The organism is Parabacteroides sp. PH5-46, from assembly GCF_029892785.1.
Taxonomy (GTDB): domain Bacteria; phylum Bacteroidota; class Bacteroidia; order Bacteroidales; family Tannerellaceae; genus DFXE01.
Genome location: NZ_JARXXA010000015.1, coordinates 63,492 through 82,986, shown reverse-complemented (window position 1 = coordinate 82,986; position 19,495 = coordinate 63,492). Strand labels below are relative to the sequence as shown.

General features: G+C 41.9%; 17 protein-coding genes. 7 read left to right on the top strand and 10 right to left on the bottom strand.

Annotation, left to right across the window (positions count from 1 at the left end; translation table 11 throughout):
* Positions 1-24 precede the first annotated feature (24 nt).
* From M2470_RS14640 to M2470_RS14595, 10 genes are all read right to left on the bottom strand, one after another.
* Entirely contained in the window at positions 25-1,152 is a 1,128-nt protein-coding gene (locus tag M2470_RS14640) for a redoxin family protein (protein WP_280745752.1), read from the bottom strand.
* Positions 1,153-1,328: 176 nt separating this feature from the next.
* Complete coding sequence (gene pckA, locus M2470_RS14635; RefSeq protein ID WP_280745751.1) at positions 1,329-2,936, bottom strand: phosphoenolpyruvate carboxykinase (ATP); 1,608 nt, start codon at positions 2,934-2,936, stop codon at positions 1,329-1,331.
* A gap of 337 nt (positions 2,937-3,273) precedes the next feature.
* Positions 3,274-4,644 carry a M56 family metallopeptidase gene (locus tag M2470_RS14630; RefSeq protein WP_280745750.1) on the bottom strand — a complete coding sequence of 457 codons (1,371 nt, stop codon included), beginning with the start codon at positions 4,642-4,644 and terminating at the stop codon, positions 3,274-3,276.
* A 6-nt stretch (positions 4,645-4,650) separates the two neighbouring features.
* Positions 4,651-5,016: a BlaI/MecI/CopY family transcriptional regulator gene (locus M2470_RS14625; protein WP_280745749.1), complete on the bottom strand. Its 366-nt coding sequence runs from the start codon at positions 5,014-5,016 to the stop codon at positions 4,651-4,653.
* A gap of 169 nt (positions 5,017-5,185) precedes the next feature.
* Positions 5,186-6,199, bottom strand: a complete 1,014-nt coding sequence (locus M2470_RS14620) for a 2-oxoacid:ferredoxin oxidoreductase subunit beta (protein ID WP_280745748.1) — start codon at positions 6,197-6,199, stop codon at positions 5,186-5,188.
* A 2-nt stretch (positions 6,200-6,201) separates the two neighbouring features.
* Positions 6,202-8,055 carry a 2-oxoacid:acceptor oxidoreductase subunit alpha gene (locus M2470_RS14615; protein ID WP_280745747.1) on the bottom strand — a complete coding sequence of 618 codons (1,854 nt, stop codon included), beginning with the start codon at positions 8,053-8,055 and terminating at the stop codon, positions 6,202-6,204.
* A 91-nt stretch (positions 8,056-8,146) separates the two neighbouring features.
* Positions 8,147-9,358, bottom strand: coding sequence for an NAD(P)-dependent oxidoreductase (locus M2470_RS14610; RefSeq protein ID WP_280745746.1), 1,212 nt, complete (start codon positions 9,356-9,358; stop codon positions 8,147-8,149).
* An 11-nt stretch (positions 9,359-9,369) separates the two neighbouring features.
* Entirely contained in the window at positions 9,370-9,894 is a 525-nt protein-coding gene (locus tag M2470_RS14605) for a shikimate kinase (protein ID WP_280745745.1), read from the bottom strand.
* Between the two features lie 38 nt (positions 9,895-9,932).
* Complete coding sequence (locus M2470_RS14600) at positions 9,933-10,691, bottom strand: DUF6261 family protein (RefSeq protein ID WP_280745744.1); 759 nt, start codon at positions 10,689-10,691, stop codon at positions 9,933-9,935.
* Between the two features lie 399 nt (positions 10,692-11,090).
* Positions 11,091-12,050, bottom strand: a complete 960-nt coding sequence (locus tag M2470_RS14595) for an NAD(P)-dependent oxidoreductase (RefSeq protein ID WP_280745743.1) — start codon at positions 12,048-12,050, stop codon at positions 11,091-11,093.
* Between the two features lie 339 nt (positions 12,051-12,389).
* Between M2470_RS14595 and M2470_RS14590 the strand changes: the two genes are divergently transcribed.
* Genes M2470_RS14590 through deoC form a run of 7 tightly spaced genes read left to right on the top strand, consistent with a single transcriptional unit; the run spans position 12,390 to position 19,484 of the window.
* Entirely contained in the window at positions 12,390-13,622 is a 1,233-nt protein-coding gene (locus M2470_RS14590; RefSeq protein ID WP_280745742.1) for a spore maturation protein, read from the top strand.
* An 11-nt stretch (positions 13,623-13,633) separates the two neighbouring features.
* Positions 13,634-14,065, top strand: a complete 432-nt coding sequence (gene ybeY / locus M2470_RS14585; protein WP_280745741.1) for an rRNA maturation RNase YbeY — start codon at positions 13,634-13,636, stop codon at positions 14,063-14,065.
* Between the two features lie 10 nt (positions 14,066-14,075).
* On the top strand, positions 14,076-15,953 hold the full coding sequence (mnmG, locus tag M2470_RS14580) for a tRNA uridine-5-carboxymethylaminomethyl(34) synthesis enzyme MnmG (protein ID WP_280745740.1): 1,878 nt from the start codon (positions 14,076-14,078) through the stop codon (positions 15,951-15,953).
* A 34-nt stretch (positions 15,954-15,987) separates the two neighbouring features.
* Positions 15,988-17,814: an excinuclease ABC subunit UvrC gene (uvrC, locus tag M2470_RS14575; protein WP_280745739.1), complete on the top strand. Its 1,827-nt coding sequence runs from the start codon at positions 15,988-15,990 to the stop codon at positions 17,812-17,814.
* A gap of 1 nt (position 17,815) precedes the next feature.
* Positions 17,816-18,268 carry a D-aminoacyl-tRNA deacylase gene (dtd, locus tag M2470_RS14570; protein WP_280745738.1) on the top strand — a complete coding sequence of 151 codons (453 nt, stop codon included), beginning with the start codon at positions 17,816-17,818 and terminating at the stop codon, positions 18,266-18,268.
* Positions 18,269-18,276: 8 nt separating this feature from the next.
* Positions 18,277-18,612 (top strand): nucleotide pyrophosphohydrolase, encoded by a 336-nt coding sequence (locus tag M2470_RS14565; RefSeq protein ID WP_280745737.1) that lies wholly within the window; start codon positions 18,277-18,279, stop codon positions 18,610-18,612.
* An 8-nt stretch (positions 18,613-18,620) separates the two neighbouring features.
* Positions 18,621-19,484: a deoxyribose-phosphate aldolase gene (gene deoC, locus M2470_RS14560; RefSeq protein WP_280745736.1), complete on the top strand. Its 864-nt coding sequence runs from the start codon at positions 18,621-18,623 to the stop codon at positions 19,482-19,484.
* The last annotated feature ends 11 nt before the right edge of the window (positions 19,485-19,495 follow it).

The following is a 19,495-nucleotide window of genomic DNA, read 5'->3' as shown; positions in this document are numbered from 1 at the left end:
ACACGCAGAACGCAGAATGGGATATCACTCTTTCCGTTCTGCGCCCTGCGTATTCCGTTCTGCGTTAAATAATTTTTCTATCGTTTGTTTTACCTCAACGCCGTTTTCAGTTTTGAGGATAATTTTGCGTTCGTCGTCAATCAGGAAGCAGCGGGGCAAAGCACTTACGTTGTATAAATCCACCAACATGCTTGCCTGTCCGGCAGAATCGGTAACCAGGTTCCACTGGATACTGTCTTTCTTTAAAACCTGCCGTACACCTTCCATATTATCATCCAGACTAATCAAAAGCTGAGAAACTTTCTCATCTGAATATTTCTGGTCTATCTCATCTAAATACAAATCATCAGTCTGGCACATATCACACCAGGGGGCAGTAAATGTAAGCAACAAATATTCGCTTTTAAACGATTCCAGGTTTACCATTTTCCCATAAATGTTCTTCACCATAAAGTTGGGAGCTTCAGCCCCTAAAGCTGTCCGCTTTGCACGTATGCTATACTGTTCCAATTCTCCTACCAGATAAAAGTCTTTCAGGGCAGGATCTAGGCTTATCAGTAATTCATCCAGTTTGCGGGTATCATCCGGATCCGCAAAGAAAGTCTGTATTAATACAACAGAGGCTTGTTCGCTTTTATGATCCTGTATATAAGACAATGCCTGTTCGCTGAGTTGATGATTTACATTGATCAGGCGTGTAGCCGCCTCATTATTCCCGTTACTTCCATTGTTCCCATTGTTTACAGAAGCAATCAGGTCGGCTTGTTCCTTAAGCAAAGAGGATAGTTTCTTGCGGATAGAAGTAAGCTCATTATTCAGTTTTCCACCTTTGGCCTGAAGCAGTACCGGATAATGCACATCACCCGTTACAGACACTTTTACGCCCGGCTCCAGATATACGGTAAACCATGAGGAACGATTTTCAAAGAAAAGAGTAGCCCGGTTAAAGCTCTGGTCTTTTTGTTCCACCTTAAATTGTCCAGGTTTTTCACACTCAACTGTATCAACCACACTATAATCTTCCGATTCAAACACGACATAAATAGTCTGATCCTCCAGGTTGGTAAGTTTACCTTCAACCCGTAAAGACGTACCGTCCCCACACGAGAACAGAATAAGTATCGTGCTTATAATCAGCAGAATTTTCTTCATATCACACCTTTTAAATTTCCCACATTAGCGGATATACGGTATAAAGGTAGTTATATATTTTAATATACCTTTATATTTAGTAAGAAATTTTATCGGAAATCAGATATTCCCTCTACAAAAAAGTAGAGACAAGGCATTGCCCTGTCTCTATCCCTATTGTGTTATGTAATATTAAATTACAATTTCGGACCTGCGTTAACTAATGATTTACCCAGATCGTTTCCTGTGAACTTCTTGAAGTTGTTAATGAAACGGTTTGCCAGGTCTTCTGCTTTAGTTGTCCACTGAGAAGCTTCTGAATATGTGTCGCGAGGATCCAAAATGTTAGGATCAACTCCCGGAAGAGCTGTAGGCACTACGAAATCAAAATAAGGAATTGATTTTGTAGGAGCCTTGTCGATAGATCCATCTAAGATAGCATCGATAATACCACGTGTATCTTTGATAGAAATACGTTTGCCGCTACCGTTCCAACCAGTGTTCACCAAGTAAGCCTTAGCGCCTGATTTGTTCATTTTCTTAACCAGTTCTTCTCCGTATTTTGTTGGGTGCAACGACAAGAATGCAGCACCGAAACAAGCAGAGAAAGTAGGAGTTGGTTCAGTGATACCACGTTCTGTACCTGCTAATTTTGCAGTGAAACCAGAAAGGAAGTAGTACTGAGTTTGCTCAGGAGTTAAGATAGAAACCGGAGGCAATACACCGAATGCGTCAGCAGAAAGGAAGATAACCTTTTCAGCAGGACCCGCTTTAGAAACCGGCTTAACGATGTTCTTAATATGATTGATAGGATAAGAAACACGTGTATTTTCAGTTACACTCTTATCGTTGAAATCGATCTTACCATTTGCATCTACAGTAACGTTTTCTAATAAAGCGTCACGAGTGATAGCGTTAAAGATATCCGGTTCACTGTCTTTGTCCAGGTTGATAACTTTTGCATAGCAACCACCTTCGAAGTTGAATACGCCTTCATCGTCCCATCCGTGCTCATCGTCACCGATCAACAAACGTTTTGGGTCTGTAGAAAGAGTAGTCTTACCTGTTCCTGAAAGACCAAAGAATACAGCAGTATTTTTACCATTCATGTCTGTGTTGGCAGAACAGTGCATAGAAGCCATACCCTGAAGTGGTAACAAGTAGTTCATATACGAGAACATACCTTTCTTCATTTCACCACCATACCATGTATTCAGGATAACCTGGATCTTTTCAGTCAGGTTGAATACTACAGCAGTTTCAGAGTTTAAGCCTAATTCTTTGTAGTTCTCAACTTTTGCTTTAGAAGCGTTCATGATAACAAAATCAGGTTCTCCAAAGTTAGTCAATTCTTCAGCTGTCGGACGAATGAACATGTTAGTCACAAAGTGAGCCTGCCATGCTACTTCCATGATGAAGCGTAATTTCAAACGGCTGTTTTCGTTTGCTCCGCAGAAAGCGTCAACAACGAACAATCTTTTGCCTGAAAGTTGTTTTGTAGCTAAATCTTTTACAGTAGCCCAGCATTTTGCGTCTACCGGTTTATTGTCATTTTTATATTCGTCTGAAGTCCACCATACAGTATCCTTGCTGGTTTCATCCATTACAAAGAATTTATCTTTAGGAGAACGACCGGTATACACACCTGTCATCACGTTTACAGCACCTAGCTCTGTTTCCTGACCTTTTTCAAAGCCTTCCAGACCTGGTTTTGTTTCTTCCTGAAATAATACGTCGAACGACGGATTATGTACAATTTCGGTTACTCCCGTAATCCCGTACTTGCTCAAATCTAAATTAGCCATTTCTAATTAATAATTAATGATTGATTTATAATAATTACTATCACACTTTCTACCTTCGTTTCTACAAAAACCTTGTAAACCACACTGCAAAAATAATACTATTTTTCAATTACCCACAACCCATTAAGGAAATTTTTCAGCAATTAGAGAATATATGATTTTCGCATCTCTTTCTACTTGTGCGCCAGCCCTTATTTTAACACCAAACACTAACAAATGCTAAAACGGTAAGGAGAAACAAATTCCCCTTCTTGAGAGGGGCTAAGGGTATGTTATTTTGCACGTTGTTACGTTTGTAACACACCCCCTGCCCCCTCTCAAGAGGGGAATTAATACTTTATTTCTTGGTAGTGATATAGATAACGCCTTCTATGTCTTCGCCATAAAGTTCTTTAGCTTTTTCATTTTTAAGAACACTGACGCTTTCTATATCTGTTGGAGATATTGTTTTCAGATCAGCTTGGGTGCTTCTTACACCATCTATCACATACACGATATTGTTGATATTGCCTGGTATAATGAAGGGAGGTTCTTTCTCCATTTTCGTTTCTATCGCCTTTCCTACCTGTCTCTGGATGTTTTCCTCTATTTGGGCTTCGTTTATGGCTTTTTTTACGGTTTCCTCAATCTTAGCCTCTTCTATTGCCTTTTGAACAGTTTCCTCGATTCGGGCTTCCTTTATGGCTCTTTCTACTTCTACCTGTACCTTCCGTACGTCTACATCTGTTTTTACTACGATTGTAGTATCCAAAGGTACAGGCGGTTCGATTTTTACGGGAATTGCTTCTTTTATTAGCGGCAATTCGCTAACTTTGGTACTTGAAATCTTATCCAACTCGCGAGAGATTTCCGGACGGGCAAAAGCAGCGATTGTAACAGCTGCCAGCGGAAGTACATAGAGGTACTTTAAACGTCCCCATGTGTTCGATTTACTTTTTAACATCATAGTAATTCTTTTTTTTAGTTTGCTGTGATTAAAGCTGTTGGCCATAGAAGTGAAGCGCTGTGTGCCGACAGCTTTTTTAATTAATAATAATTGATATCTCTTTGCATCGATGCCTTGATTTAATACGCTTTCATCGGCCTCATATTCGTGGATATTCTGCAACTCCTGCTTCAAAAGCCAGGAGGCCGGATTAAACCAGTGAAATACCACACATAAGCCTGATAGTAAAACGTCCCACGAATGGCGGTAACGGATATGCGCCATTTCATGCGCCAGGATTTCATCCCGGCTCTCTTCCCAATCCTTACGGGAGATCACGATATGATTCATCCAGCTAAAAGGAGCAATATTCCGGTCGGTTACAATCAAAGAAACAGGCAAGCCCGCTTCTACCCATTCGCCCGAACGGATGATTCGTATAATGATCCAACCTGAATAAAGCAAACGGAGAATAAAAAATAAAATTCCACCCAGATAGAGTAGCATGGCGATTTGCAGCAAAACGGACTGGGAAGAAGCCGCAGGAGCCTGTCCGGCCAACAGCAGAAACTCTTCCAGATTGAGCATCGGAGACTGGATAGCCGTCGCCTTTTCCGTTGAAATACGAATAAATGGGATCACTACCGAAAGGCCGATCAGGCTTAGTAAAACAATCCTGTTAAAACGATGGAATGTATCCCTGCTCAGCAGCAACCTGTAAAACAGATAGAACAGCGCCAGGCAGATGGTAGACTTAACAATATAGGCAAAAAACACTCCCATCTCTTCTTATTTTTTATTAGCCTGTTCCACCTCATCAAGCAATCGGCGCAATTCTTCCACCGAAACATCCTCTTCCTCAATCAAAGACGAAACCACTCCCAAATAGGAGTTATTGAAGTACTTAGCTACTACATGCTTCAGGGTACCTTTTTTATAGTCGCCTTCCGTAACTGCCGGGTAATACTGATACGTATTCCCATACGCCTTATGCGAAAGGAAACCTTTCTCTTCCAGCCCCCGCACAATCGTTGAAAGCGTATTAAAGTGTGGTTTCGGCTCCTCGTAAAAGTCGAGTAGCTCCTTCACGAACAAAGGCCCTTTCTCCCAGAAATAGCCCATCAATTCTTCTTCTTTCGCAGTAAGTCGTTTCATATTTTAAATATCTTTCCGACAAAGAAACTAAATCTTTTAGTTTACAAACTAATAATCATAGTTAATAATCATTAAGAGCAGAAATACAGCAAAAAAAGCGTATTAATGCAATAGAGACAAGGCGATGCCTTGTCTCTATTAAATAAGAAAAGATAAGATGATATAAAATTTATTTTACTTCCCAGATTTCGCCGCTCATGAGGAATTCGTTGAGCGTACGATGCGGTTTCTTGGCTTGTACCTCCAGGATTTGTTTTTCTACTTCCTGATCGTAGCATGGGGCATCTACGTCGCGAATAACACCCAGTGCCAGTGGCAGATCACCACCCATCATACCCAGCATCATGTGCATGGTTGCATCTTCGGTGTGGGCATCGTGTACCAGGATATCGTCCAGTGTATAGCCATCTTGTCCGATGGTAACGACTTTTAGCTTCAATCCGTCTAATACCAGGCCTTTTTCGTTTTCTTTTCCGAAGAGCATTTTTTCGCCGTGGCGAAGGAAGATGGTACGGTCCGGACGAAATTCCTTATCAGTGATTTGCTTATGGATGCCATCGTTAAAGATGACACAATTCACCAATACTTCGACTACAGAAGCTCCTTTATGGCGAGCCGAAGCAGTCAGGATATCCGTTGTATTCTTGAGGTCTACATCAATCACACGAGCAAAGAAATTACCTCTTGCACCAAACGTCAACTCAGCCGGGATAAAGGGTTCTTCTACCGTTCCGTAAGGCGAGCTTTTCGTCACAAATCCCCGGTCGGTAGTAGGCGAATATTGCCCCTTGGTCAGACCGTAGATCTTGTTGTTGAAAAGTACGATATTGAGGTCTATGTTCCGGCGTACGGCATGGATAAAGTGATTCCCTCCGATAGCCAGACAGTCGCCGTCACCGGTCATCAGCCAGACATTCAGCGCCGGATTGGCCGTTTTAACACCGGTAGCGATAGCCGCCCCACGTCCGTGAATGGTATGAAACCCGTACGAGTTCATATAATACGGCAGACGGGAAGAACAGCCGATACCGGAGATAACGGCAATGTCTTTCGGGTCTACATTCAGTTCTGCCATTGCTTTATGCACGCAGTTCAATACGGCATGGTCTCCGCATCCGGGGCACCAACGTACGTATTGGTCGCTCTTATAATCTTTGGGTTGATATTTTAATTCTTGTTCCATGTTTACGCCTCCAATAATTTGGTGAATTCCTCTACTAATCTTGACACAATGAAAGGTTGACCCTTTACGCGGTTGAACTTATACGGATTGAAACCGCTTATCTTGCTGCGCAAATAGTTGGCAAACTGCCCGTTGTTTTGCTCAGCTACTACCACTTTCTTGTATTTCAGCAGCACTTCGGCTGTGTTTTTAGGCAGCGGAGAGATAAACTTAAAGTGAGCTAGGGCCACTTTCTTTCCGTTTTCATGCATAGTCTCCATGGCTTCGCAGAGGTGACCGAAGGTACCTCCCCAGCCTACGATCAGCAGGTCGGCATCCTTATCGCCCAGTACTTCTACTTCGGGGATGTAATCGGCAATCTTGTCTATTTTCGCCTGACGGGTAGTCACCATCTTCTGGTGGTTATGAGGATCGGTAGAGATCGCGCTGGTATCATAGTCTTTCTCGAGTCCGCCGATGCGGTGAGCAAAACCTTCCATTCCCGGAACAGCCCAGTAACGAACCAATGTTTCCGGATCGCGGTGATAAGCCTTCCAAGGCGTATCGCCTTTGTATTCCGTAGCATATTTTGGTTTGATTTCCGGATAGTCTTTCATATCAGGCAGCTTCCAGGCAGAAGAGCCGTTTGCCAGGAAAGAATCAGTCAACAGGATTACCGGAGTCATGTGTTCAAGTGCCAGCTTACCTGCCCAGAAAGCAGCATCAAAGCAGTCTGTAGGCGTAGAGGCAGCAATCACTACAACAGGGCTCTCGCCATTTCGTCCGTAAAGCGCCTGCGCCAGGTCGGTCTGCTCACTCTTCGTAGGCAAGCCTGTAGAAGGGCCTCCGCGCTGTACATCTACAACAACCAGAGGTATTTCGGCAATGACAGCCAGTCCGATGGCTTCGCTTTTTAGGGCCAAACCTGGGCCAGAGGTAGACGTAGCCGCGAGAGAGCCGGCAAAGCTGGCTCCGATTGAGGTACAGATACCGGCTATTTCGTCTTCAAACTGAAGTGCTTTTACACCCAGGTCTTTTCTGGCAGAAAGTTCCTGTAGAATATCTGTGGCGGGAGTAATCGGATAGCTACCCAGGAAGAGCTTCAAGCCTGCTTTTTCGGCAGCGGCAATCAAGCCATAGGCAGTAGCCTTGTTCCCATTTACATCCGTATAAAAACCCGGTGCCATTTTCTTGCTTTCGATACGATAAGTAGAAACTAAGGCGTGGGTATTATGTCCGTAATTATAACCATCTGTCAGCGCCTTGATATTGGCCTGGGCAATGGTTGGTTTCTTTGCAAATTTGTTCTGTAGCATGTGCATGGCCTCGTCGAGCGGGCGATCAAAAAGCCAGCAAACCAAGCCCAATGCAAACATATTCTTACAGCGTACGGCCGACTTATTGTCTAGGCCAAACTCTGCCAATCCGTCTTTTACCATCGAGCTGATCGGAGCAGCGATTACCTGTACATTTGTCAGGCCCAACTCCTTAAACGGATCATCTGTAGTAAACTTGGCTTTATCAAGATCACTCTTCTGGAAAGAATCCGTATCAATAACAACAATAGCCAGAGGTTTCAGATAGTTTACATTTACTTTCAGAGCTGCGGGATTCATAGCAACCAACACATCCGCTTTATCGCCTGGCGTAAAGATTTTTTTTGATCCCAAGTGTACCTGGAATCCGGATACACCACTTAATGATCCCTGCGGAGCGCGAATTTCTGCCGGAAAGTCAGGAAAAGTAGAGATTTCATTTCCCAAGATAGCCGACAAATTTGAAAAGATCGTCCCGGTTAACTGCATGCCGTCTCCCGAATCTCCCGAGAAACGAACTACGACTTTTTCCAAAGTCGTAACTTTTGTCTGTTCTGTCATAATTCTTTTATTAGCTTTAGCATCCTGATTGTATATTAAACAAATTGTCGCAAATATAGTCAAAAGATCATATTTATCTAATTTTCACAAATCAAAATGCTGATAAATAGATATCCAGATTACTGGACAAAATATTAAAATGATTTGAGATATAACTATTAACGGGCTTTCCGGAATACATGTACACACCCGAACGAAAACAGTTGTCTTCCTTTATCATTCCCTGAATGGAATCGGCATCTCCCAGCATGGAAAGAACAGATACCAGAATATTACTGAAGCCCATAGAAGTAGTACGTGCAACAGAGTTCGTAACGTTCGGCTTGCAATAATGCAAAACGCCAAACTGCTCAAAGATTTCCGGATCGGAAGGCGAAAGACAACAAGTCGTTTCAAAGCAGCCTCCCTGATTGACACGCAGGTCGATAATAAGCGCTCCACGCTTCATCGTACGGATCAGGTCTTCAGCTATCATATAGCGGCGTTGTATGTTGATATAGCTCATCGCTCCGATTACAACATCGGCAGTCTGAAAAGCATTATGTAATACCTTTGGATGGAAATTGGAGGTGAAAATCTTTTGTCCCAGCGTATGCTGAAGTGTCCGCAGCTTGCTGATGTCATAATCAAAGACCTTAACGGTAGCTCCCATGGCCAGGGCATTTCGTGCGGCAACGGTTCCGGCGGCACCGGCTCCTATAATAAGGACTTCGGTTGGAGCAATACCCGGCACTCCTCCCAACAGCACGCCTTTTCCGCCCTGCGTATTACTCAACAAACCAGAGGCTATCGTAATGGCGGCCATACCTTCTATTTCGGAGATCATACTCAGGATGGGTGATTTCCCCTGATAGTCGAGCATCAGTTCGTAAGCAATTGCATTCATGCGCTTGGCAATCAAACCTTCATATACATCCTGGGAAAATAGGTTAAACTGTACCATCGAGAATAGTGTAGTCCTGGGATTCATCAACGCAACTTCAGAAGGCAAAGGAGGAAGTATTTTCAGTATAATATCAGCTTTATAAACCTCTTCGGGCGTCTCTACTATTTCGGCGCCTGCCTCAGAAAAGTGGTTATCAGAATAGTTGATACCCAAGCCGGCTCCTGTTTCAAGCAATACGCGATGCCCTGCATCGGTCAGAATATCTACGGCTTCCGGCGTTAAAGCCAAACGCCTCTCGTCTTTAACTCTTTCACATGGAATGCCTATCAGCAAACGATTATTTACTTTTCCAAGCTCTTTCAGCAATTCCTGTGGGATATAAGCTCCCTGTAAATGTGTTGATTCTTTACCTGCCATATCACCCGTTCCTACAATAATATATTCGCCAATGCTTCCGCGATGTCTTCCACATCTCTGTCGGTTAGCATTACTTCGGCATCATAAATAATGGATGCCTGTGTATACCATGGTGTTCGTACCTCTAAATTATCCTTTACAAACCGGGTAAGTTCTTCCCCGGCCTTCCCTTTTAAGATAGGGCGTGTATGTTTCACCAGTTCCAGGCGTTTGGATAGCTCCTCTGCCGAAACTTTCAGGTAAACCGTAGTCCCTATCTGATTCATAAATGACATATTATCAAAGAAGCAGGGAGCTCCTCCCCCTGTGGAAATAATCACATCTTCAAATGTGGCAACTTCGTGAAGCATGTTTCTTTCCATATCGCGAAAGGCGTCTTCGCCTTTTTCAGCAAACAAATCCCTGACAGTTTTATGGTAACGAGCTTCTATATAATGATCAAGATCAACAAAGGAAAGCTTCATCCTATTGGCCAGTTCTTTCCCTACTGTTGTCTTTCCGGCTCCCATGTAGCCTATCAGAAAAATTCGTTTCATCTCACATCATCCATACATATATCATACAAATGTATTCATTATTTCTTTATTTTTTCGACTTCCGCCCGTCTTTGTACAATCGATTTTTGCATTTCCCGGGTTATCTCGTTAATCTTATCGATCAAGGTTTCCATTTCATTTATGACTTGTTCTTCTTTTGTGATCTGATAACTCACCAGGTAAATGGCATTAATAAATTTGACCAACTCAGAAAAAGCCTCGTCTACTTTCGGACGAAGGCTTCTCATTTTATCTTCTTTACTCCGCTTTTCTTTCTTGCTCAGGCGTTCATTATATAGTTGGTAGCATTTATCGTTCGCTTCCCTTAACAGATCAAAGACTTTCAGCAGATCCAGATTTTCCAGCGCCGGAAGGTATTTTTCATCTGCCATCTCTTCCAGGAAGAGAGATACAGAGGTTGTATTTTCGATAAACGATTTGCGGTGTGCATTCCGGTAAGGTTCCAGTCCGCCATCCAGAACTTCCCAAAAAGCCTTGATGGAAGAATCCGGATTATACTTCATTATCTCTATCGTACGTTTAATAAAGCAAAACAGCTCATCCCGCTTTTTGTCGGCCGCCTGAAGCTCCTTTGTTTCCTCAAAAGCCCTGTCGCGCATATAAGCAGCCTCTTCCCTTTTGAAATAACGCTCATAAACCAAGCGTAATTCTTCCATTTTATACTCTTTGGCAATAATGGGAGTAACGGTTTTCAACACTTTTTGGTGATACTCGTAGTGTTCACCATCTCTTACTAAGCGAAAGCTGGGCCGTGCAATTTCTTTCAATTTTTCCATGTTTTCTTACTTTAAGAATGACTCAGGCAAAACTAAACACACAAAAAGATTCATAATCTCAGTTCAATTTTCGTCTTCGTCATACATCATCATCAATACAAAGTTATTCAGAATAAAATCTGCATGCGCAAATATATGAAATAATTCACATAAACTAATTTCCGGCAAAGAGGAAATCAAAAAATGAACTACATAATATCAGATGCACATTCATTTCGCATTTTTGTATCCTTTTTTTGAATACGTTTGTCTGTATTATGATATTACGTTCATTTATCATGCGTTTTTATGAAACGTATATTTGTAAATAAATAATTTGAACATTTATTTTGATTTGAGTATAAATCAAGCATATATTTCTTAATTTATTTGAATATTTACATACATAACAAAAATGTATCAAGGCCGTACTACAAGGGTAACGGGGCGGTCTTTCTCTAAAAAACCAACCACATTATTAGTAACTGCAAAGGCCATTTTTATACGTGCATCAGTAGTTTGTGTTCCCATATGAGGGGTTAGCACTACATTTTCCAGTTCTAAGAGCTCCGGCAGAGGATAATCACCGAATTCGAAGACATCCAGACCAGCAGCACGTATAATATTATTCTTCAAAGCCTTAATAAGCGCATATTCGTCTACTAAAGGGCCTCTGGCGGTATTTATAAGGATGGCAGACGATTTCATCGCCTGTAAAGCCGTTTCATCGATGAGATGGTGTGTTTCCGGGGTGTAGGGCGCATTCAGTGACAAGAAGTCGGATTGTGCCAATAGCTCTTCAAAGGATACATAAGCGACGTTCAAGCGGGTCTCTTCTTCCATATCTAACTGTCTGCGATTATGATAGATAACATTCATTCCACAAGCATTTGCCCGCTTGCAGAGAGCCTTCCCTATACGGCCCATTCCGAAGATCCCCAACGTCTGCCCACTGATAGGAACACCTAAGTTTTCCAGGATTCCGATTTTCATATCACTTTTCAAGCTACGTAATTTGCGGTCGCATTCCGAAATTCGTCGGGCAGCATCCAACATAAGCCCCAAAGCTAAGTTCGCAGTAGGCGCAATCACCGGATCAGGGGTATTTGCGATAGAAACGCCCTTTTCTAAGGCATAAGCTACATCAATATTGTTGTACCCCACCCCGTAATTAGCGATTAAACGGAGGTTTGGAGCCTGATCAATCAACGCTTTATCCACCGGAAAGTTAAACATCGAACAAAGCACATCATACGATGAAATCATATCAAATACTTCTTCATAGGTGAAATCGCGGTTTTCGGGGAAAGTGACCTCATATCTATCGCATAATTCGTCATATCCTTCCCTGAACATGTCATAGGTCATTAATACTTTCATAATATTCTGCTTTACTATTTTATCTAACAAAGGTATATTTTTTATCGAATAAAAGGCTAAAACACAGCGAAAAGTCCGTAAGAACTTCTCTCATAGCAAATAATACCTTTTCATCGATTGAAACTAAAAGTTCCACCCTGGATGATAATAAAGTTTCACCCCAATGATCTTTAAGGATCACCGCAGTGATCTTGTAGGATCACCTAGGTGAAACTTTCAGTTTCATCCCAAGAAAAAAAGTGAAACTTTTGCTTAAAAAATGCGTTTGCCTTGGTCTTCATCTAATAAACACCTATATTAAATAAGAATTTATTACTTTTGTATATAAAACATTGAGCTATGGTACTAAACTATATATGGGTAGGATTCTTTCTCATTGCCTTTGTAGTAGCCCTGGCAAGGCTGATTATCTGGGGAGACACGTCAGTATTTACGGAGATTATCAATGCGTCATTTGATTCGGCCAAGTCCGGATTTGAGATATCTATCGGCTTAACCGGGGTATTAACGCTCTGGTTGGGCATTATGAAGATAGGCGAAAAGGGAGGAGTTATCCAATCTTTTGCCCGGATTTCAGCCCCTGTATTCGGTAAATTATTCCCGGATATCCCCCAAAAACACCCGGTAACAGGCTCTATTTTCATGAATATTTCGGCCAATCTGCTGGGATTAGACAACGCGGCAACCCCTATGGGGCTTAAAACCATGCAACAATTGCAGGAACTAAACCCTCAAAAGGAAAGAGCCAGCAACGCCATGATCATGTTTTTATGCATAAACGCATCCGGATTGACGATGATTCCCATTACAATACTCATGTATAGGGCGCAAATGGGGGCAACGAATCCATCGGATGTATTCCTGCCGATTATGTTGGCTACATTTACCTCTTCTTTGGTGGCTGTTTTGGCCGTTTGCGTTCGTCAAAAGATCAATCTTTTACAAAAGAACCTGCTTCTGTTCTTCGGCGGAGTCATTCTTTTTATTGCCGGATTGGTATGGCTTTTCATGTCAATGGATCAGTCTAAAGTGAATCTGTATTCTACCTTAACGGCCAATATGATCCTCTTCAGCATTATTTGCGGCTTTATTGTAAGCGGGATCAGAAAGCGGATCAATGTATATGACGCCTTTATAGAAGGCGCCAAAGATGGCTTCAAAACAGCAATAACAATCATCCCCTACCTGGTTGCCATCTTAGTGGGCATCGGTATATTCCGAGCTTCAGGAGCGATGGATTTCATCATAGAAGGTGTAAAACTAGGAGCAGCCGACATTGGATTGGACACTGAATTTGTAGGAGCTTTGCCTACAATTCTTATGAAACCGCTGAGCGGAAGTGGTGCACGAGGCATGATGATTGATGCCATGAACACCTACGGAGCCGACTCCTTTGTAGGGCGCCTGGCTTGTATTGTGCAAGGATCTACGGATACTACATTCTATGTTGTTGCCCTTTATTACGGGAGTGTCGGCATAAAAGACCCCCGGTATACGATACAATTATCGCTCTTAGCAGACCTGGCCGGCGCTATTGCCGCCATCTTTTTAGCGTATTTGTTTTTCAGTTAAAACATCATTATATGGCCATTTCATTTCACACAGAAGATGCAAAACTCCCTTCGATAAAGAAGCGGATTGTACAAAACTGGATCAAAACAATCGCCACGAACCATCAGAAAAAAACAGGCGACATTGCCTATATATTCTGTTCGGACGAGAAGATCCTGGAAGTAAACAAAGAGTATTTGCAGCATGATTATTACACGGATATCATTACGTTTGACTATACGGAAGGAGATACAATCTCCGGAGATATATTCATCAGTTTAGATACCGTTAAGAGTAATTCCGAAACGTTTAATACCTCATATATGGAAGAACTACACCGGACGATCATTCATGGCGTTCTGCACCTTTGCGGGATAAATGACAAAGAGTCGGGAGAGAGAGAGATTATGGAATTAAACGAAAACAAGGCCCTTGAGGTATTACCTGAAGAGGCTTACAAATAAAGAATAGTATATGAATTTTGAGTATGATATAATAGTTGTTGGAGCCGGACATGCCGGATGTGAAGCTGCATCTGCCGCCGCCAACCTGGGATCCAAAACCCTCTTCATTACGATGGACATGAATAAGATTGCCCAAATGAGCTGTAATCCGGCTATCGGAGGCATAGCCAAAGGGCAGATTGTTCGGGAAATCGATGCCTTAGGAGGGAATATGGGGATTGTAACAGATAAAACATCTATCCAATTCCGGATGCTAAACAGGAGCAAAGGCCCGGCTATGTGGAGTCCGCGAAGCCAAAGCGACCGGGCGCGCTTCATTGAAACCTGGCGAAATATCCTGGAAAACCAGGAGAATCTAAGCATCTGGCAAGACACGGTAAGCGAACTACTGATCAAAGATAAAACAGTTGTAGGGGTTAAAACCGGCCTGAATGTAGAGTTTAAAGCCAAGTGTGTAATCCTCACAAACGGCACATTCCTAAACGGACTGATGCACATCGGCAGAACAAAAATACAGGGAGGCCGCATCGCCGAGCCCAGCACCACGGGAATAACAGAACAGCTAGTGTCCTTAGGCATCAAAGCAGACCGGATGAAAACCGGTACTCCTGCACGAATAGACGGAAGGAGTGTTCACTTTGAAGAACTGACAGAACAACCCGGCGAGAATGATTTCCACCGATTCTCTTTTATGGATACATCCAACAGGGAGTTGAAGCAATTAAGTTGCTGGACACTTTTCACAACAGAAGCCTGCCATGACATATTGAGGGAAGGGCTACCGGATTCTCCTCTATACAATGGACAAATCCAGAGTATCGGACCCAGATATTGCCCGAGCATAGAAACAAAAATTGTAACATTTGCAGACAAAAATCAGCATCAGCTATTCCTTGAACCGGAAGGAGAGAACACGCAAGAGTATTACCTTAATGGTTTCTCGTCCTCTCTCCCACTCGATATTCAGCTAAGAGCTCTCAAGGCAATTCCGGCTTTCCGGGATATTCAGATATATCGACCCGGATATGCTATAGAATACGACTTCTTTGATCCGACACAATTACAGCATAATCTGGAGACGAAACAAATAAAGAATCTTTTCTTTGCCGGACAAATAAATGGCACGACCGGTTACGAAGAAGCCGGCGGACAAGGATTAATGGCCGGTATAAATGCTCACATAAACTGCCATGGAGGGGAATCTTTCGTATTAGGCAGAGACGAAGCATACATTGGCGTCTTAATTGACGATCTTGTAACAAAAGGAGTAGACGAACCTTACCGCATGTTTACCTCTCGAGCTGAGTATAGAATACTCCTTCGTCAGGATGACGCCGATATGCGTTTAACAGAAAAATCCTACAAAATCGGACTGGCAAAAGAAGATCGCCACAAGCTACTACAAGAAAAGAAAAAAGAAAGAGACAGCATTATTACTTTTGCAGAAAACTATTCTGTAAAACCCCAATATATAAACAGCGGATTGGAAGCGTTGGAGACAAAGCCCCTCTCCCATGGCTGCAAATTGATAGACCTTATTTTACGCCCGCACGTTTCTATAGATAATTTAGCTGATTTAGTTCCTGCCTTCAAAGCAGAATTAGACAAGGTATCTCCCAATCGAAAAGAAGAGATCATTGAAGCTGCGGAGATATTAATCAAATACAGCGGATACATAAAGAGAGAAAGAATCATTGCTGATAAGATTAACAGACTGGAGAATATTCGCATCAAAGAAAAATTCGACTACAGCAGCATCCAATCTTTATCGACAGAAGCCCGACAAAAGCTGACAAAAATAGATCCGGAGACAATTGCTCAAGCAAGCAGAATCCCCGGCATCTCCCCCAGCGACATAAACATCTTGCTTGTTCTGTTGGGAAGATAATCGAAATGTTCCACGTGAAACATAAAAATGCATCATGAGTAACAAAGAAATAAAAAAGGAAACTCCAAACAAAAATCCTTTTGCAACACTACTATCTATTCTTCCTGAAAAGCCAGGGTGCTATCAATACTTTGACGAGAAAGGAAAAATCATATATGTAGGCAAGGCGAAGAATTTAAAGAAGAGAGTTTCATCTTATTTTACAAAGATGCATGACAACCTGAAGACTCATGTTTTAGTAAAGCAAATACGAGATATAAAATATATTGTAGTAGACACAGAGGAAGACGCCCTACATCTGGAGAACAGTTTAATCAAACAATATCGCCCTCGCTATAATGTAATGTTGAAGGACGACAAAAGCTATCCCTCCATTATTGTGAAGAACGAATACTTCCCACGTGTATTCCAGACAAGAAATATAGTAAGGGATGGCTCGCAATATTATGGCCCCTATTCTTCCATCTACATAGCAAAGGTAATGCTACAAATGTTAAAAGATATTTATCCAATTCGCACCTGTAAATATCCCCTAACACCCGAAAATATTGCCCAGAAGAAATTCAAAGTATGCCTGCAATATCACATCAAAAGATGCAAGGGCCCATGTGAAGGATTACAATCGCTGGAAGAATATCAGAACAACATTGTTCAGATCAAAGAAATTTTAAAAGGAAATATTTCCAAGATAAGCCGTACGCTATTTGAGGAAATGCAAAAATATGCCGCTGAACTAAAATTTGAAGAAGCGCAAAGCATAAAGGAGAAGTATGAAGCGATAGAAAATTATCGGGCAAAATCTACAGTCGTCCCGCCCATGCTCACAAATATCGATGTTTTTTCTTTCACCGAAAATGAGCAGTCTGCCTACATTAATTATATGCATATAGGAAATGGAGCGATTGTGCAAGCCTACACATTTGAATACAAAAAAAAGCTGGACGAGCCGAAAGAAGAATTACTGGGCCTGGGGATTGTAGAAATGCGCTCACGCTTCAAGAGTACAGCAAAAGAAATAATCATTCCTTTCATTCCTGATATAGAGCTGTCCGGCAATATAACTTTTCATATCCCTCAAAAAGGAGACAAAAAAAAGTTGCTCGAATTATCAGAACAAAATGTAAAGCAGTATAAAATAGATAAATTAAAACAGGCAGAAAAACTAAATCCCGAACAGAGGACAACGCGCATCCTTACTACCATGCAAAAAGAATTGCACACAAAGGAACTGCCTATACATATTGAATGTTTTGACAACTCAAATATACAGGGTACAAATCCTGTGGCGGCCTGTGTAGTATTTAAAAAAGCAAAACCTTCTAAGAAGGATTACAGGCATTTCCACATCAAAACGGTAGAAGGTCCAAACGACTTCGCCTCTATGATTGAAGTAGTTGGTAGACGCTATTCAAGGCTGCTGGAAGAAAAAGAGCCACTGCCTCAGCTCATTATCATAGATGGTGGTAAAGGCCAATTAAGTGCAGCTACGGAAGTGATCAAGAATCTGGGATTACTAGAGCGGATTACAATCGTTGGGCTAGCCAAAAGACTGGAAGAAATCTTCTTTCCAAACGATCCAATTCCCTTAATATTAGACAAAAACTCTGAAACACTGCGAGTTATACAACAATTAAGGGACGAAGCCCACCGCTTTGGCATCACTTTCCATCGCCAACTAAGAAGCAAGAAGCAAACAGCCTCGGAACTGGATCAGATCAAAGGGATTGGAGAAAAGACTAAAACGCTCTTACTCAGAAAGTTTAAGAGTGTGAAGAGAATTAAAGAAGCCTCTGAAGAAGAATTAACAGAAATAATAGGCAAAGCAAAAACAGCCATTTTGTTAAAAGAGTTTAATAAATAAAATGAAAACAGTAACACAACGTGTAAAGAGAGCATCAGTCAGTATTAACGGAGAAATAACAGCTCAGATTGCTAATGGCCTTTTGGTACTAATAGGCATAGAAGACCGTGATAATCAGGAAGATATTGAATGGATGACAAAAAAGATAACATTAATGCGTATCTTTGATGATGAAAATGGAGTGATGAACAAGTCGGTTCTTGATGTAGACGGGGATATCATGGTCGTAAGCCAGTTTACGCTGCATGCATCCACAAAAAAGGGAAATCGCCCCTCCTACATACGAGCATCCAAGCCAGAGGTCGCTATCCCGCTATATGAGGCCTTTTGCAGGGAAATAGAGAGCCTTAGTGGGAAAAAGATAGCAACGGGAACATTCGGGGCTGATATGCAGTTAGAATTAATAAATGACGGGCCCGTAACAATCATCATTGACTCGCAAAACAAAGAATAAATACACAAATGGAATCAAGATTATCTATTGAGGAAGCGCAGCAACAAGTAGATGAATGGATTAAGACCTATGGCAAACGTTATTTCAACGAATTAACGAACATGGCTATCCTTACGGAAGAGGTAGGAGAATTGGCGAGAATCATAGCCAGAACCTACGGAGAGCAATCATTTAAAGAGAGTGACAAAGCATACAACCTGGCAGACGAAATGGCGGATGTGCTGTGGGTACTGCTCTGCCTTGCCAATCAAACAGGGGTAGATATGACCAGTGCATTTAAAAAGAATCTGGAAAAGAAAACAACACGCGATAGAGACAGACATTTCAATAACAACAAATTATAATCAAATATATGGACAAATATCAAGAAGCATTTGCCAAATTCCAGGCAGTTGGCAGCAGCAAAGAAATAACAGAAAAAGTAAACAAAATCCTTCAGACACACTATGATAAGAACTTTACAGCTGATGTGCTTAAAAAGCTTCATGGCTGCATTGATCTGACTTCCCTATCGACAACAGATACCAAAGAAAGTATCTGGCAATTTGTCAATCAGGTTAATGACTTTGAAGGAACAGCTCCTGACATCCCAAATGTAGCTGCAATTTGTACCTATCCTAACTTTGTGGAAACAGTAAAACAAGCATTAACCACCCAAAATGTTAAAATAGCTGCTGTAGCCGGTGCATTTCCCTCTTCCCAAACCTTCATAGAGGTCAAGATCGCTGAAGTAGCCTTGGCTGTCATGCATGGAGCCGAAGAAGTGGATACAGTCATTAACGTAGGATATCTACTCGAAAAAAACTATCAGGAACTTGCAGAAGAAATACAGGAAATAAAATCCAGCTGTCAAGAGGCTACGTTAAAGGTAATCCTGGAAACCGGAGCATTGAACACGCCCGATGACATACAGAGAGCGGCTATACTCGCTATATACTCGGGCGCAGACATATTAAAGACATCCACAGGAAAAGAGTACACAGGTGCAACACCAGAGTCAGTATATATTATGTGTCAGGTGATTAAGCAATATTATGACCTTACAGGTACACAAATAGGGATTAAAGTATCAGGCGGCGTAAGAAAAGCAGAAGATGCCGTAAAATACTACACAATCGTAAAAGAAATTTTAGGAGAAGAATGGCTGAATAAAGATTATTTCCGAATTGGAGCCAGCCAACTAAGAACCGACCTTCTAAAGCGAATTAGCGAGTAATGGATTAGGCA

Coding starts and splice junctions, on each gene's coding strand:
- M2470_RS14640 (WP_280745752.1), bottom strand. CDS start 1,152: ATGAAGAAAATTCTGCTGATTATAAGCACGATACTTATTCTGTTCTCG.
- pckA (WP_280745751.1), bottom strand. CDS start 2,936: ATGGCTAATTTAGATTTGAGCAAGTACGGGATTACGGGAGTAACCGAA.
- M2470_RS14630 (WP_280745750.1), bottom strand. CDS start 4,644: ATGGGAGTGTTTTTTGCCTATATTGTTAAGTCTACCATCTGCCTGGCG.
- M2470_RS14625 (WP_280745749.1), bottom strand. CDS start 5,016: ATGAAACGACTTACTGCGAAAGAAGAAGAATTGATGGGCTATTTCTGG.
- M2470_RS14620 (WP_280745748.1), bottom strand. CDS start 6,199: ATGGAACAAGAATTAAAATATCAACCCAAAGATTATAAGAGCGACCAA.
- M2470_RS14615 (WP_280745747.1), bottom strand. CDS start 8,055: ATGACAGAACAGACAAAAGTTACGACTTTGGAAAAAGTCGTAGTTCGT.
- M2470_RS14610 (WP_280745746.1), bottom strand. CDS start 9,358: ATGGCAGGTAAAGAATCAACACATTTACAGGGAGCTTATATCCCACAG.
- M2470_RS14605 (WP_280745745.1), bottom strand. CDS start 9,894: ATGAAACGAATTTTTCTGATAGGCTACATGGGAGCCGGAAAGACAACA.
- M2470_RS14600 (WP_280745744.1), bottom strand. CDS start 10,691: ATGGAAAAATTGAAAGAAATTGCACGGCCCAGCTTTCGCTTAGTAAGA.
- M2470_RS14595 (WP_280745743.1), bottom strand. CDS start 12,050: ATGAAAGTATTAATGACCTATGACATGTTCAGGGAAGGATATGACGAA.
- M2470_RS14590 (WP_280745742.1), top strand. CDS start 12,390: ATGGTACTAAACTATATATGGGTAGGATTCTTTCTCATTGCCTTTGTA.
- ybeY (WP_280745741.1), top strand. CDS start 13,634: ATGGCCATTTCATTTCACACAGAAGATGCAAAACTCCCTTCGATAAAG.
- mnmG (WP_280745740.1), top strand. CDS start 14,076: ATGAATTTTGAGTATGATATAATAGTTGTTGGAGCCGGACATGCCGGA.
- uvrC (WP_280745739.1), top strand. CDS start 15,988: ATGAGTAACAAAGAAATAAAAAAGGAAACTCCAAACAAAAATCCTTTT.
- dtd (WP_280745738.1), top strand. CDS start 17,816: ATGAAAACAGTAACACAACGTGTAAAGAGAGCATCAGTCAGTATTAAC.
- M2470_RS14565 (WP_280745737.1), top strand. CDS start 18,277: ATGGAATCAAGATTATCTATTGAGGAAGCGCAGCAACAAGTAGATGAA.
- deoC (WP_280745736.1), top strand. CDS start 18,621: ATGGACAAATATCAAGAAGCATTTGCCAAATTCCAGGCAGTTGGCAGC.